Here is a 15,451-nt window from a genome sequence, read left to right as displayed (position 1 = left end):
CCGGCGCGGTTCCACGTGCGAACCGGGATGTACGACACGATTCTCGTTCCGACCGACGGCAGCGACCACGCCGTCCGGGCCGCGGAGCACGCACGGTACCTCGCGCGGACGTTCGACGCGACCATCCACGTCGTCACCGTCGTCGACGTCGAGGCGGCGGGCGGCGCGTTCGACGCCGGCGGCGTCGACGAGGCGTTCGTCCACCGACTCGAATCCGAAGGGGAGCGAACGGTCGGCGAAATCGAGTCGCTGCTCGACGACGCCGAGGCGGTGGAGACGGCAGTGCTCCGGGGCGAGCCGAGCGAAGCCATCCTCGAATACGCCGCCGAGCACGACGCGGAGCTGCTGGCGATGGGGACGCACGGCCGGACCGGGGTCAGACGCTACGTCGCCGGCAGCGTCACCGAGCGCGTCATCCGGCTCGCGGACGCCCCGGTGCTCACGGTCCGCGCGACCGAGCGGAGCAGCGCCTCGGACTACGACGACGTGCTCATCCCGACCGACGGCAGCGAGCCGGCGGCGGCCGCCGTCGACCACGGCCTCGAAATCGCCGGGCGAACCGGCGCTCGCGTCCACGCCGTGAACGTCGTCGACGTCGGCGGACTCGGCGCCACGCCGGACTACACGGTGCCGGCGGAACTGCTCTCGGAGCTTCGCTCGCAGGGCGAGGCGGCGACCGAGGCGGTCGCCGACCGCGCCCGCGACGCCGGCCTCAAAGCGACCACGGCGGTCAAGGAGGGCCACCCCGCGCGGGACATCGTCCAGTACGCCGACGACAACGACGTGGACCTCGTCGCGATGGGGACCGCCGGCCGGACCGGACTGAACAGGTACCTCCTCGGCAGCACCACCGAACGGGTCGTCCGGCACGCCGAACAGCCGGTGCTCGCGGTGAACGCCCGCAACCGCATCGACGACTGACGCAGACACCGACGGCAACTGAACGACCCGCTACTGGCCGGTGGTTCTGTCGTTCCTGCAGCGTGAAAACGTTGAGGCGGCTTTTTCTCCGCTCGGCCCCTGCCACCGGTATGACTCTGTTCGTTCCGTTCGACGGGTCGGAACTCGCGGAGGCCGCGCTGGTCCGTGCCGCCGAGTTCGGCGTCGTCTTCGAAGAGGACGTCCTGGCGGTGAGCGTCATCCCGGACGGCAACGTCGACTACGCGCGGTCGCGAGGCTGGCTCGGCCCGGACGAGTCGTTCGACAGGGACGCCGTCGTGGCGACGCTGCACAGCCAGGTGACAGACCTGTGTCCCAGCGCCGACTTCAGACACAAGTTCGTCGACCGGTACGCGCCCGCCGGGACGATAGCCAGCCGGGTGCGTAGCCTCGCTCAGTCCGAGGACGCGTCGATGGTGTTCGTCGGCAGCGAGAACGCCGGACACGTCGTCTCGACGGTGAGCAGCGTCGGCCGCGGCGTCGCTGCGGACGACTCGTACGACGTCGTCATCGTCCGGCACCGCAGACCCGCGAAGGTCGCGCGGCTCCGGAACGCCTCTCCGCACAGAAGCCCGAAATCCGACTTCTACCTCCCGGAATAACCGAACGCAGCTGGCACCGGGTCTTCCCGGGGTAGTATGGGTCCCCTGAGGCCCGACATCCGCGCCCGCGATGATATCGCGATATGGTGTTTATTGGTCTCGCATCAACCACAAATACGTACTCGGTTCCGAGTTCTACTTATGAATCGTTATCCGGATTCGTCGAATCTGCGGCGCTACAGCCAGAAAACCGGCGCCACCCGGCAGTCCGGTTGTCGGGCTGCTGGACGTGTGCGCAGTTCCGGTGGGGTGAACTCGGAGATGCCACGATAAGTCTTATCACGCCGCCGCGCCCGGTGTACGTATGGACGATATTGACGATATTTTCGTGGCCCAGCTCATGTCCAGCGACGTTCACACGGTCACGCCGGAGACGCTCGTGGAGGAAGCCGCACGGGTACTGTTGGACAACGACATCGGCTCCGTCGTCGTCGTGGACGAAGACGAGAAACTCGAAGGCATCCTGACGACGACTGACTTCGTCAAGATCGTCGCGGAGCGCAAACCCAAAGACGAGACCCCGGTGTCCGCGTACGCGAGCGTCGACGTCACCACCGCCGCCGCCGGCGACTCTATCCGAAACGTCGCCGACCGACTCGTCGAACTCGGCATCCACCACATGCCGGTCGTCGAAGACGACGGCACCGTCATCGGAATGATCACGACCACCGACCTCACGTCGTACATCTCGACGGTCCAGACGCCCAGCCCGGCGTGACCACCGCGACGAGGCAGCCGGTTTTGAAAGACAGGAAACCGCGTCATCGAAGCTGTCGAGAAAGGCACGGTACAGTGGATTCCAAGAGGAAAGACAATATCGAGTGGAGAAGAACAGCGCATTGTTGGACACACTCTCCAGTCTTAGTGAGCTAGGACTATTTTCGGTGGAATTGAAGTAGCCGGAGGTCGTCGCCGATGGTATGACGGATGCGGACACCGAACGGACGGAGGTCCGGGTGCGGCTTCCGGCGTACCAGAAGGCCGAGTGGGTCAGCGACGCCGACGACCTCGGGATGAGCCAGTCGGAGTTCGTCCGGACGATGGTGCAGGCCGGCCGGCACGACCTGAACCTCGACGCCGACGAGTCCGGCGGCGAGGCCGCGGAAACGGAGCACGGTTCTGAAGGGGAAGACCCTGGGGGTGGCGGCCTCGAAGACCGCGTCCTCGGGGTTCTCCGTCAGCGTGGTGCCATGTCGTGGGACGACCTGCTCGAGGCTGTCGCCGGCGACCTCGAAGACCGGCTCGACGAGGCCATGGCGGACCTGCAGGACGACGGGACGGTTCGGTACAGCGGTCGCGACGGCGGCTACGTGGTGACCGATGAGTAGCGCGGACGCCGTCGACCCCGACGACCCGGTCGGCTACTTCCTTCAGGACATGGAGTTCCACGGCAAGAGCGACCGGACGCGTCGGGAGTACGACCGGGTTCTGCGCCGATTCGACGACTTCCTCGGCGACGGGGACCGCAACCCTCGCGGCGAGCCCGTGGCCCCTGCTGCGGCGTCTCACCGCGACTGCATGGCGTTCGTCCACGAACTCCGTCGCGACTCCGAGCTCGGAGACTCGACGGTCGCGACGTACGCCGCCTACCTCCACCGGTTTTTCGCGTACATGACGCAGGTCGGCGCATTCGACGCGAACCCGATGGCGCTCGTGATGGAGGAACTCGACGAACGCATCGACACGGACCCGACGCGGCGCGAGATTTCGGTGCCGCAGATGCGGACGTTCGTCGACGGAATCCGGCATCCGCTGGAGCGGGCGCTCGTGGTGACGCTGCTGAAAACCGGGATGCGCGTCGGCGAGCTCTGCAACCTCGACCTCCGGGACCTCACGCTGTCCCGGGACGTCGACGGCTACGCGCTCGGCGGCCGTGCACAGCTCGACGGCCGGCCGGATTCGCTGTACGTCGCCGCGGAACCGACCGTCGGCGAACGGTACAACGGCGAGGAGCGGACGGCGTCGAACAAGCGGAAACGCGGGACTGTGGTCCCAGTTGACGCCGAACTGGAGCGGACGCTGTTGCGGTGGCTCGCCGTCCGCCCGGACGCGCTCTCCCGGGCCGAGCCACTGTTCGTCGGCACCGCGAGCGGGTGGGGCGAGCGGCTCACCCCGGAGCAGGTCCAGCGCGTCGTCCGCGAGCACGCGACCGAGATGGGGTGGTACGAGCAGGGCGCCGGCGCCGCCGAGAACGTCACGCCGCACTACTTCCGGCACTTCTTCACGACGCATCTCCGCGACCGCACCGGCGAGCGCGGCGTCGTCAAGTACCTCCGCGGCGACGTCGCCGACGACATCATCGACACCTACACCCACAACTGGGGCGACAACGTCCGGGAGACGTACGAGGCCAACATCTACTCGCTCGGCGTCTGAGCCGCGCCCTCGAACCGAGGCGTTTTCACGGAATTTTCCGACAGTTCGTGTCGGTGGGAGGACGACACATATTCGTCTCGGTGTCCCTGGACAGACTGATGAATCGTATATCGCTATACGGAAGAATTTCGAATCAATAGTCAGAGGCTCGGAAGATAGGTAGCTACAAATCATCATATTCTTCTACCTTAAACAGACAAGTCTCAACTTACATTCGAGCGGTGACGTATCTTCTGTATTCTAGTTCAACTATTTACTACTTTGTTATTTGATAATTATTACTAATATGCAATAAAAGGTGCTCGGGTAATGTCTCAGTAATAGGTGCTGTAGGCAACTAGGTCAAAAATAATCGCTTGGATTGAGGGCACACCTAGAAGGTACCTTGGACAGAGATACTCACTTGAGCACATTTCGGAAGAGCAGAATACACCGGACGTGTGGGGGCGAGCTCGATTTGATCGAGAAAACATGTCGGCTAGTCTCAGTACTTCACAAAGCTAGATCGCTGATTACCGTAACATAACGAAAACCTACTAGTAGATATCTAATATCCGACTTCGGAGCGCGTCAGTTTCAGCGTTAATTTCACAAGTGCAATTTCGATTCAACAATAAGGCGTCTAACTTTCACCTTCTGGTTTTTCTATTTTGATTGTTACCTGCCACGAGACTGGATTGGATCCGTTCTTCCCGAAATGGTAGGTTCCGGCAGGGAAGCATTCGTCTTTCTCTGTATCTTCCCAGACCTCGTAATTCAACTGAACTGATTTACTTGGTGGAATCCTCATCACCTCTTCGTCAAGTTGTCTCACAAACCCGTCTTTACCGGGTCTCCAACATGAGTTTGACCTCCGTGTGATATTGTAACCCCTACGCGGAACAAGGGCGATACCTGTAAATGTCCGACCAGCATCTGTTTCGACGAAACTTGTCAACGGTGCTGGGGAATCTGTTTTTCGGTCAAGTTTCAGTTTAATCGGTTCGGAGGTTGGATTGGAAAATCTGAATTGGATGGTCGCAGTTCGTTCTGTTGTGATAATTGAACGTTGTATGTCCACATCTAAATTAACGCCCTTCGTTTGTTTGTCAACAAGTGATACTTTTCCGAGCCGCTTTTTCTTGTTCGTGCGTTGAACAAGTGGACTAGCACACCCAGAAATTCCCCCGATGCTACTTGCAACGAGTGTCAGGTACGTTCGACGCTTCATACCTTTCCTTACGGGATGAGAGGAAAAGGGCCTTATGGAGAGTAAAAGATACGTTATACAAAATAATTATATAGTATATTTTGTCTGAATACAACCGGTGTTCTCCTGTACTTCGACAATTTCGATATTTACGATACAGAATTAACGGGGAATGGATCTCAGAAAGGTAGGCCTAAATTATATCGATTCGTATAATATATCTTTTACAAGTAAGCGTTAGAAAAGTATTTAATTCATTGCTGTAAATTGAGTATCGATGTCAGACAAACCAACTGACAGCCGAGTTAACAGGCGTACTCAGACAAACCAACTGACAGCCGAGTTAACAGGCGTACCGTTTTGCAAGGAGTCGGTTCCGCAGTTGGAGCCACGTCCCTCTCGAACGTAGTCGGCGCAGCTGAACGAAAGCGCCGAATCGTAACGGGGCGCGGCGGACTAAAACAGGAGCCTGTCGAGAAAAAGAAAGTGCCTGTTCATTGGCACGAACACGAGAAGGCTCTACGTCAGGTCTACGATCAACTGTTCGGAGCTTTCCAGCACATTCGTAATACCAGTGAGTTCGGCGACCACCTCATCGCGATGTACCAAGGTGGGTCTTCCCGAAGCATCGGGGGATACACCGCAACTCAACCAGTGGTGGAAATTGCGAAAGAGGCTCCTTCTGGGTTGGAAGAACGACTTCCGAGTGTTCTCAAAGACGTTGGTGTTTCAACCTCGAATGACCTCCTGCTCGATGAGATTCGGTACGAACGAATCAACCAGAACCAAACTCTCCTGTGTGGCGGTGCAGAAACTACAATAGAACCATACCCCGGTGGGATCGTCATCTGGGAGAAGAACCAGTCCACCCATCAAGGGACGTCTGGATACCGGATGCACGACGGCAGTCAGGAGTACATGCTGACCGCGAACCACGTGTTCGTCGATAGCTGTACTACCAAAGCGACCGGAGAGGTCGCGGCTGCCGCGAACAATGCCACGATTGGAACCTTCGAAGACGCTCACGCTCTTCACGACTGGTGCTTGGTACCCGCTAATAGTCAGGGAGTCACTGACATTGCCAACGAAATCTACTGGGACGGATACAGCTACACGCTTACCGGGTACAAGACCCGTGATGGAATCGCTTCGATGGTGGGTAAAACCGGCGAAGCATACAAATCTGGAGACGGAACTGGGTACCGAACAGGGACGATTAGAGGATACAATGAGGGCGGATTCACCGGATGTCCCCGATTCGATACTGACGGCGTAAAAACCGAAGTGGACGTTGCACCGGGGGACTCAGGCGGTCCAATCTTCGACCTCACGGGATGTAGATACGGTAGCTGTGAAGCGTTGGCCATCAACAACATGAGCATCGCCAAAGGGAGTTACAACGGAACTGCCTGCGACGGTGACTCTACACAACCGAAGACTGTAGGCTGGCCCGCTTACAAAATCGTTAACAACAACTCCTACACGGTTGGGTAGTAATCTGGTCCTCGTTTTACCTTCGACCTTGGCGTAGTACAACCCTTCGCCGAAAATCAAGGAATCAGTTCCTCAAATTGCTCAGCAACAGCCCTCAACTCTTGCCTGCGTAAATCTGGATAATCCTACGCTGCCTAGATTGTCCTCCACGATCTCTGCCACGTTCAGGAAAAGAGGAACTTTCAGCGATAGTGGCATGAGCCGGAGATGCAAAATTTTGAAAACACCCTCATACCAGTACGCAAGCACATGAGATCATGGGCAGTTGAGAAAAGGACGCCACCGGACCTATGCAGCGCGAGTGCGTCTCATGTGCTGGCTGCAACGGGACGGGTCTCTCCTACGACCAAGATAGTAACGTGCTACACAAGATTGTACATGAGATCTACCTTCTTTGGTTCGCCCATATATAAACACTCCTCCTACAACTTAAGTATCGACGAGTAAGATATGGAAACAATGAGACGGTGCCATTCGCTCATTGCGACGCCGACAGCGGGCAGCCTGCCTTCGCAGAGCGGATGGTCCAGCAGGCCAGCGACCTCTGTGAACACGAAAACCACCTCACACGAGTCATCGCTGATCTCAATCTCCCGCTCACAGATATCGACGACCTGTACAAGCGGACGCCGAGTCACGGCTATGACCTCACGCCGATGCTGCGGCTGTTCCTTTACAAGTACGCGGGCGACTACAGCGATAGCGAACTCGCCGACCGCGTCGACTCGTGGCAGTATCTCCGAATCCGCTTCGACCTCAATGGCACGCCCACGCAACAAACCCTCTCGTATACGTGGCGCAACCGCTTCGATGCAGACCTCCGCAAGCTGATCGTCGCCGCTGGCAAGGCCATCCGACGGGAGGCCATCGAGCACGGCGTTATTCGCGACGACCATGCGGACGGCGAAGACGAGACTGACAGCGAGTTCGAGACGGACGAGGTCCCCGACGACCTTTCAGAAGCGAAAATTCGTGAGACGATGCGGGCAGCCCGCGAGCACATCTTCCCCGCGTTCGACACAGGGCGTGCTGCGAACGCCCGGTATAGCGACGAATGCATCCTCTCGATGCAGTCCTACCTTAGTCTGGCGAACTGTGGGACTGCACAGGGGACGAAGCGATTCGCGCGGATGAGCCGCCGCGAGCAAACCCCACACGGCGACACCCATCTACGGGCGATCAAGAAGCTCGGGAAGCCCACGGGCCGCCAGTCCACGCTCACCGAGTACCACGGAACAGGCCGGAAGCAGCGGACTGAGCCGTGGAAACGCGTCTGCGAGGAGCTACAGGGCGACTTCAGTACGGCAGTCGAGAACACGATTAAGGCGATTCGGGACACGAAGCCGTTCCGCGAGCCGGTTGTCGCGGCCATCGACATTACCGATACGATGTTTTACCCCTCACCGTGGGAAGACTACGAGGACGGGATAGCGAAGGACGATTTCCCCGCGCCCGTGAACGGTCTGAAGGAGAACGGTGAGCGCGGGTATCAGTTTGCGACACTCACCATCGTCGGCGAGAACGCCCCGCTCATCCTCGCCGTCGAACCGATTCGAGATGCATCCTACTGGGAGGACGACGATATCGAGACGCGAAGTCGCGCTGAAGTCGTCGACGCACTGCTGGAAGAAGCGAGCAAGCACGTCGATATGCACCTCGTGATGGCCGACCGCGAGTTCGACGGACATGACGTTCTCCACACGCTCGACAGCCACGACGTGACCTACCTCATTCCGAAGCGGGCGTACGAGGCGGACTTAGAGGGTATTGAGAAAGTCGAAGACCACCCGGTCGCGGACGTGGGTGTGGAACCCGACGTAGAGTTGGGGGCCAACGGCGAAGTGAGCCACGAGGTGAACTTCATGTACGTTCCGTCGACCGAGGAAGACGGCGACTACGCGGTATTTCTGACGAACCGCGACGACGTGGCTCCCGAGGACGTACGAGGACTCTGTAACCGCTACAGTCGGCGATGGGAGATCGAGAACGAGTACAAGCAGATCAAGAAGTTCCTCCCGACGATGGCTTCTACAGATTACCGTGTACGCTGTTTCAACTTCATGTTCGCGTGCCTGCTGTACAACGTGTGGCGGCTCGCGGACTACTTGTTGAAGTTGGAAGTAGGGAAGCCTATTCGTGACGAACCCGTGCTGACGGCGGGTGAGGCCATCGAGTTGCTCGCTTGCTTCCTCGTCCCATACGGATAGTCACGGTCTGATTCTCCCTATGTGTTCGCTCGTTGCGTAGCCATAGCTCTCTCGGCTGCCCTCCATTTTCGCGTCTTCGTGTCCGTTTCTGAATGAGTAGCGGGTCGGATTCGCCATTACCACAATTCGTCGCTACTGAATCACCCGAGAAATCGTTCGGTTTCGTTTGTAGATTCGCTATCCTCCGAAGTTGTGAATAGTAGAGACTGGTTCTCTCAATGCATAGACCGCAGGCACGGTTTGCTCACTGACAACGGGTGCTATTTCGACCGCTTGAACTCGAACCGTGCCCCGCCATTGCTTCCGTCTGTCACCGAAACTGTCCAACCGTGCGCCTTCGCGATGTCGGCCACAATCGAGAGCCCGAACCCGGTTCCCCCCTCGCTGGACGTGACGCCGTGTTTGAACACGTCCTCTTGCTTCTCTTGGGGAATCCCGCTGCCGGTATCCTCAACGTAGAATCCATCGTCTCCGTCTAATCCACCCACGGTCACCGTGACATCGGCACCACCGTGCTCGATTGCATTTCGGAAGAGATTCTCGAAGAGTTGGGTCAGCCGCCCTGCATCCCCGGTGACTGTCGGAATTCTATCTGCAACTGAAAGCGTTGCCTCCTCAGTATCGACGTATCCCCACGCCTCCGTCGTAATACTCTCGAGGTCGATCTCTTCCGCATCCTCGATCTTCGTCTCCCCACGTGCCAGCGTCAGGAGGTCCTCGATGAGTCGTTCAATTCGGTCGTGTGCGGATTCTACTTTCTCGAAGTGCTCCGCGTTCCCGGTCTCCGCTGCGATATCGAGGAATCCCTTTGCGACGGATAGGGGGTTCCGAAGGTCGTGGGCAACGACGCTCGCGAACTGGTCGAGTCGCTCGTTCTGTCGATGTAATTCTTCCTCCCTGCTCGCTCGTGCGAGTGCTGCCTCGACAGTCGCACCGAGAATCCGGAACAGGTCGACGTCCATCTCAGAAAAGACCTGCGTGGAAACTGACCCCGTCGACATGAGCCCATACTCACCCAGTGGGACGAGAATCTCACTCCGTATCTCTGTGTTCGGATTGTAGGGTTGCCCCTCAGCCTGGACATCATCATATACCTGAGTTTCTCCGGACTCAAACGCGTCCCAAGCAAGGCCGTCTCCAGGAGTGAACCGGGGAGACTCGCTAAACAGGTCTCGTGCTGCGGCCGTTTCCGTGATCGGAACGAGCGCGTCCTCTCGCTCGTTGTATTCCCAGATCCCGGTGACATCGAGGTCCAGTATCTCAGCCGCGGCATCGACGGCAATCGCTCCGATCTCGTCGCTTGATTCAGCGCCGCTAAGCTGCTGTGCGGTATTCTGAAGCGATCGAAGGCGAGCTTCTAACTCTTTCTGTTCGGTGATGTCCTCTAAGACGGCAAGGATGCTCGTGACTTCCCCGTCGACATCTGTAATCGGCGCGACCGACAAGAGCAGGTCCAGTTCGTCTCCGTCTTTCGTCTCTCGCCGTATCTCCTTCGCCCGAATCCGCTCGCCACTCAAGGCGCGCTGCTTGTGTGAGGCGAACTCTTCCTGCTGCTCGTCCGGGACCATCGGATTGGACTCGCCAAGCACTTCGTCTCGCGACCAGCCGAACATATTCTCGGCCTCGTCATTCCAACGGATGACGTTGCCATCGGTGTCGATTTCCATGACGGTGAGTGGCGTGGCCCCGATGAGCGATTCCAGTCGCTCGTTCGTCGCCTCGAGTTCGCGCTCTCGTTCGACCTGCTCGGTGACGTTTCGAGCGATGCCCACGACTCGAACGGTCTCGCCGTCGACGACGACTGGCGCGAGGCTGGTCTCCCAGAACCGAGCATCCCCTCCGATGTCGAGCTCTTCACGATACGAAATCGGTGCACGCTGCTCGACACAGCGAGTGTAGTTAGCCTCGAGTTCAGCACCCTGCTCGTCGCCGAACACCTCTCGGGGTGTCTTGCCGCGGACCTCCTCAGTTGTAAGTCCGGTCTGCGTCTCGTATCCGGGACTGAGTCTGGCGAACTCGAATGATGGGTCCTCACCAGCGGTATCGACATCGAGCAAGAATATCGCGTCCCCAGACGTTTCGAGCAACGCCTCATACTCCTCCGCGAGTTCTCGATGCTTCCGGCGTTCCGCTTCTCGCTCCGTGATGTCCTGAAAAACGCCTCGAAGTACTGAGTCACCCCGTGGTGTGTCCTCAACGTATTCCCCCCACGCCCGAACGTCACGCACCTCGCCGTCGGGTCGAACGATTCGGAGGTCGAGGTCGTAGGGCTCCCCATCTTCGATTGCCTGGTCGACCGCTTCGGTAATCGTCTCTCTGTCGTCGGGGTGATAGAACTCGATTGCGCCGTCGAGGGAGGGCTCGTAGTCCTCGTCGACGCCGTGGATCTGGCGGACCCCGTCAGACCAGGTGAGTTCGCCGCTCGATGGGACGAGTTCCCAGATACCGATGTTTGCGACGTCCTGAACGCGGTCGAAGAGGAACCCCTGACGTTCGAGTTCGGCACGGTCACGACGACGCGAGAGTTCGGTACTCACGAGTTGTGCGACCAGCTCGACGAACGTTCGTTCGAGCGTTCCAAACGGCGCGACTCGTGTCGTCGGACTCGAGAAATTGACGGTTCCGTACCGCGTGTCATCGACGACGAGTGGCACGCCGATGTACGACTCTAACTCGAACTCACGGTAGGCAGGATGCGTCTCTTTCCCGGCGCTAACGGCGTCTGCAAACGAACAGACCGAATCCGTGCCGACGACTTCCGCACAGTACGTCGATTCGAGATCGAACTGATCGCCAGCTTCGATATCAGCCTCTGGTGCATGCACTGCTTCGACCGTGTAGTCGCTGTCCTCAATCCGCGAGATGATGCCGATTTCGAGCCCGAGCGTCTGGCAACCGACTTCAAGGAGATTCTGGAGGCGCGACTCGGCCGAGACATCGCTTTCTGCCATGACCGCCTGGAGGTCCTGGAGTGCGTCCCGCTCTCGTTCCAATTGGCGCCTTACCTCGCTTTGTTCGGTCACGTCTCGAGCGACAACGAGCACCTGCTTACTTTTGGGACTCTGAAACGGGGCTACTCGGACGTCGAATGTCCGCTCGCTGGTCCCGGCCACGACGTCGAGTTGGAGGTCTGCATCGTACAACCCGGTGGACCCACCATCGCTCTCGATCTCGTCGAGCGTCGATTCGACTGCCTGGGAGAATCGCGTTATATCGGAATTGCTAACACGGTCACCGACGACCGTTTCGAGCTGTTGTCCTGTGAGCTGGGCCGACTGATCTCCAGCGAGCAACCACTTTGCAGCCGTATTCGCGAACTCGATATCACCTTGCTCGTCGAGGACGAACACGACGTCGTGGATGTTCTCCAAAATCGCGTCACTGCGCTCTAGCTTCAGTTCCCGTTCTCGCTCGGTAGTAATTTCACGCGAAAAGACGGTCAGCCCGTCGTCTTCTGGAAACGCTCGCACTTCGACCCAGTAGTCGAATGGCTCTTCCAGATGCTGTTCGAACGATACTGGTTCACCAGTCTCCATCGCCGTTCGATACTTGTCTTCGAGTTCCGTTCCGACGATCGACGGGAACTCTTCCCAGATGCTTCGTCCGACGACTGCGTCCGGGTCACGGTCGACTCGCTCGGCCATTTTCCCGTTCATATACTCGATGCGCCAGTCGCTGTCGACGGCGTAAATCGCGTCAGTTGCGCGCTCGAGCGTTCGTCGGAAGCGCCGTTTGGTCTGCTCGGCCTCCGTTTGTTTACGAGCAGCCTTCGTGAGCGTTCGAATGCGGGCCGCGAGTAGTGTGAAGTTATCACGCTCCGATCGGACTGGGATGTAGTCCGAGACGCCGGCACGAGTCGCTTTGCTCGCGATTTCTTCACTCCCTTGTCCAGTAAAGAGGAGTATCGGGATATCGTCGTTCTGCTGGCGAATCGACTCCGTAAGCCCGATACCGTCGGAATCTTCGAGCGAGTACGCCGTTACAATACAGTCGATTCGTTCCGTAGCAAGATGGTGCAGTGCTCCGTCGATACCGTCGGCAGGTATACAGTCGATCTCGGTACTCGTCTGTTGGAGTTTGGTTTGAACCAACTCCGCGAACGCGGGATCGGAGTTCACGTAGAGGACGCGGAGTGGATCGTCCAGTTCGTCAGTAGTACCGAGCACAGTTACAGAGATTTGACTGTCTAACTGGTTAAATATTTTTGCGAGACACTCTCGTGGGCTATCGAAGTCGCTGACGACTGAAAAGCGCAATAATCGAGGGAGTTGTGGTATGTCGGTCAATATAAGGAAACGGGACGAATACGCTGCTAGTATGCCTGCGGAAATTCTGGCTGCCGACGACTCGGCGACCGTGAACTCGGCGACGCCGAGCTCTTCGAAGAACGACAGCACGGCGTCGACGGTGTCGACGTGGGTGCACGCGAGCGGCCGGGGCTTCACGAGGTTCGGCTTGACGACGACGTCGGCGTCGGCGGGGAGCGCGGCCGCGACGTCGTCGCGGACTCGGTCGAGGGCGGCCGCGACGTTCGACGTCCGGTCGTCGCCGCAGACGAGCGAGACAGTGCTCTCCATGGGTCCGCTGTCGCGGAAGAACGGCAAAAGGGTATTCGCCGGGCGCAACACCGAGAGCAGACTCCACCGCTGCACGCCCGACCGCGCTGCGAGCCGCCACAAGGAATAATTGGTGACTGGCGAAACGTCGATGAAACGGGCGACGTCACGCTCCCGCGCAAGCGCGTCCGCGGGGAGACGGTCGAAGAGCGCCTCTCAGAGTCCCTGACGGAGGACGTTCTGCCCGCGCGGCACCTGCGGCACGAGGACGGCGAGGTCGTAGAGACGCCGGCGGAGATGTTCGAACGCGTCTGAGCCGTAGCCGGCCGCCGCGGCCGGACGGCGGGCTCAAACGAACGGGTAGAGGAGGCCGTCGACGTCCTGCGGCCAGTGGAACTCGCCGTCGACGTCGAACGGCGTCACGGTCTCGCGGTGCAGGAACTCGCTGAGCTGCTCGCCGGAGACGGTTCCGTCGGTGGGGACGCCCCAGAGTTCGGAGTCGACGAACCCCCGCGTGATGTAGATGCCGCCGGGCTCGACGGACTGCGACTCCACGGTCAGGTCGAACGTGGCGCCGTCGCCCTCCCGGAGTCAGATGGGGAGGAAGTGGGTGTCCTCGAACGAGAAGCCGGCGTTGCCGACGACCACCGGCGGCTCCGCCAGGTCGCCGTAGTGGCTCGCGAGCCGCATCGCCGGCTCGACGGCGCGCCCGCAGATGACGAGCGAAACGAACGTCTCGCGGACCGACTCGCCGTCGGCGGCGACCGCGGCGACGCTGCCGTACGACACGAGGTCGGACGCGACGCTCGACGCGGTCGAGCCGTCGACGAAGACGACGCGGACCGCGTTGTCCTCGGACGCCGGGTCGAAGACGCCGTCCGCGAACGACTCCCCGGAGGGCCGGCGTCCGTCCCGCGCAGTTCGGCGTCGGTGAACCCCTCGACGTGAGCCGCGCGCGGCCAGAACCTTCCGTCTTCGGCCGCGCAGACGACGCAGGCGTCCGCCGACACCAGGTCGACCAGCGTCTCCACCGCGAACCGCGCCGCGCTGAACTCGTCGTCGCAGTCGACGAGCGTCGACAGCAGGTCGGGGATTTCGGCGTCCGCATCGGCGACCGACGACCGGGCACGGCCGGAAGCCGCGTCGCTCGCAACGACGCCCTCGATTCGGCGCACGAGCGGTTCCGGCGCGGACTCGACGACCGCGAGGTCGACGACGTCAGCCGCGCCGGCGTCGACGGCCTCGGTCGGCGTGAAGCCGCCGTCGGAGTGACACGCCACGAGCGGCGGACCCGCGTCGCCCCGGACGAGTTCGCGGACCGGTGCTGCGCCCGCCGCGTCGCTTCCGGAGGCGAGCAGACAGTCGAAGTCGGCGTCGTCGAGGGCGGACGCAGCGTCGGCGGCGGTCGTCGCCGTCACGGACCACCCAGGGCGCTCCTGCCGGAGCAGCCGTGACACTGTCGAACGCGGCGGCGAACCGCCGACAACCAGCACGTCCAGGCTGCTCATGGGTTACGTGAGCCACAGGGTTCACCCCGATAAGCATTTGCCCGGCGGAACTGCGCCCATCGAGCGCTGCCGGTCAGTCCACGCCGATTCCGGTGACGGCGAGTAGATTTTTCCGGCCGCCGCGAGCATCCGTTCGACATGGAGCACTTCACGCAGGAAGAGGTCGGCATGCCGGTCGTCGACTACAACGGCGAACCGCTCGGGAAGATTACCGGAATCGAAGACGGGACCGCGCGGCTCAAACCGGAGACGGACGTCGAATCCCGGATGGAAGCTGCGTCGGACCCGGACGTGGACGCGCTCGACGTCCGACCGGAACAGGTCGAGAACGTCACCGACGAGTTCGTCCGCGTCCGACTCGGAGACGAGGAGTAACGGAACCCTACGATATCGGCCAGCTGCGCTATTTTCTCGTGTCGTTCGGGCGAACCACGAAGTAGTCACTACCGGATGCGGTTATTTCGCGAAATCCGGTGGTGTGCGGGACCGGAACGCGGTGTGTAACGTGCAGGGGGTGTGGTTGGGCGGGCTGGGGAGTGTTGAGTGCGGGGGAGTGTCGAGGCGAGACCGGGTGTCGGGG

13 protein-coding genes are annotated in these 15,451 nt (G+C 60.2%); 9 read left to right on the top strand and 4 right to left on the bottom strand.

Annotated elements, in window-relative coordinates; translation table 11 throughout:
* The first annotated feature begins 27 nt into the window (after positions 1 to 27).
* From ACQUST_RS14475 to ACQUST_RS14455, 5 genes are all read left to right on the top strand, one after another.
* Positions 28 to 921, top strand: coding sequence for a universal stress protein (locus tag ACQUST_RS14475; RefSeq protein ID WP_435130123.1), 894 nt, complete (start codon positions 28 to 30; stop codon positions 919 to 921).
* Positions 922 to 1,031: 110 nt separating this feature from the next.
* Entirely contained in the window at positions 1,032 to 1,541 is a 510-nt protein-coding gene (locus ACQUST_RS14470; protein WP_435130120.1) for a universal stress protein, read from the top strand.
* 313 nt (positions 1,542 to 1,854) lie between these two features.
* Complete coding sequence (locus ACQUST_RS14465) at positions 1,855 to 2,259, top strand: CBS domain-containing protein (protein ID WP_435130278.1); 405 nt, start codon at positions 1,855 to 1,857, stop codon at positions 2,257 to 2,259.
* A 202-nt stretch (positions 2,260 to 2,461) separates the two neighbouring features.
* Positions 2,462 to 2,869: a DUF5805 domain-containing protein gene (locus ACQUST_RS14460; RefSeq protein WP_435130117.1), complete on the top strand. Its 408-nt coding sequence runs from the start codon at positions 2,462 to 2,464 to the stop codon at positions 2,867 to 2,869.
* Positions 2,862 to 3,917 carry a tyrosine-type recombinase/integrase gene (locus ACQUST_RS14455; RefSeq protein ID WP_435130114.1) on the top strand — a complete coding sequence of 352 codons (1,056 nt, stop codon included), beginning with the start codon at positions 2,862 to 2,864 and terminating at the stop codon, positions 3,915 to 3,917. Before ACQUST_RS14460 ends, ACQUST_RS14455 begins: the two co-directional genes overlap by 8 nt.
* 622 nt (positions 3,918 to 4,539) lie before the next feature.
* Here ACQUST_RS14455 and ACQUST_RS14450 read toward each other — a convergent pair.
* Positions 4,540 to 5,127: a hypothetical protein gene (locus tag ACQUST_RS14450; protein WP_435130111.1), complete on the bottom strand. Its 588-nt coding sequence runs from the start codon at positions 5,125 to 5,127 to the stop codon at positions 4,540 to 4,542.
* 339 nt (positions 5,128 to 5,466) lie between these two features.
* Here ACQUST_RS14450 and ACQUST_RS14445 point away from each other — a divergent pair, with 339 nt between their 5' ends.
* Together ACQUST_RS14445 and ACQUST_RS14440 are read left to right on the top strand one after the other, a co-directional pair.
* Entirely contained in the window at positions 5,467 to 6,600 is a 1,134-nt protein-coding gene (locus tag ACQUST_RS14445; RefSeq protein WP_435130108.1) for a hypothetical protein, read from the top strand.
* Between the two features lie 521 nt (positions 6,601 to 7,121).
* Positions 7,122 to 8,807, top strand: coding sequence for a transposase (locus ACQUST_RS14440; protein ID WP_435130105.1), 1,686 nt, complete (start codon positions 7,122 to 7,124; stop codon positions 8,805 to 8,807).
* Between the two features lie 260 nt (positions 8,808 to 9,067).
* Here the strand turns inward: ACQUST_RS14440 and ACQUST_RS14435 are convergent, their stop codons facing one another.
* The 3 genes from ACQUST_RS14435 to ACQUST_RS14425 all read right to left on the bottom strand — a co-directional run bounded on the left by ACQUST_RS14435 (position 9,068) and on the right by ACQUST_RS14425 (position 14,152).
* Positions 9,068 to 12,973 carry a PAS domain-containing protein gene (locus tag ACQUST_RS14435; RefSeq protein WP_435130275.1) on the bottom strand — a complete coding sequence of 1,302 codons (3,906 nt, stop codon included), beginning with the start codon at positions 12,971 to 12,973 and terminating at the stop codon, positions 9,068 to 9,070.
* Between the two features lie 738 nt (positions 12,974 to 13,711).
* Positions 13,712 to 13,918: a hypothetical protein gene (locus ACQUST_RS14430; protein ID WP_435130102.1), complete on the bottom strand. Its 207-nt coding sequence runs from the start codon at positions 13,916 to 13,918 to the stop codon at positions 13,712 to 13,714.
* A 36-nt stretch (positions 13,919 to 13,954) separates the two neighbouring features.
* Positions 13,955 to 14,152 (bottom strand): hypothetical protein, encoded by a 198-nt coding sequence (locus ACQUST_RS14425; RefSeq protein WP_435130099.1) that lies wholly within the window; start codon positions 14,150 to 14,152, stop codon positions 13,955 to 13,957.
* A 155-nt stretch (positions 14,153 to 14,307) separates the two neighbouring features.
* On the opposite strand from ACQUST_RS14425, the gene ACQUST_RS14420 reads away from it, so the two are divergent.
* The gene (locus ACQUST_RS14420; protein ID WP_435130096.1) at positions 14,308 to 14,817 is read left to right on the top strand and encodes a hypothetical protein; all 510 of its coding nucleotides are present in this window, start codon (positions 14,308 to 14,310) and stop codon (positions 14,815 to 14,817) included.
* Between the two features lie 192 nt (positions 14,818 to 15,009).
* Positions 15,010 to 15,246 (top strand): hypothetical protein, encoded by a 237-nt coding sequence (locus ACQUST_RS14415; RefSeq protein ID WP_435130093.1) that lies wholly within the window; start codon positions 15,010 to 15,012, stop codon positions 15,244 to 15,246.
* Positions 15,247 to 15,451 lie beyond the last annotated feature (205 nt).

The organism is Halobaculum sp. D14 (genome assembly GCF_051195135.1).
Taxonomy (GTDB): Archaea; Halobacteriota; Halobacteria; order Halobacteriales; family Haloferacaceae; genus JBNTKA01.
This window is presented reverse-complemented; position numbering and strand designations above follow the sequence as displayed.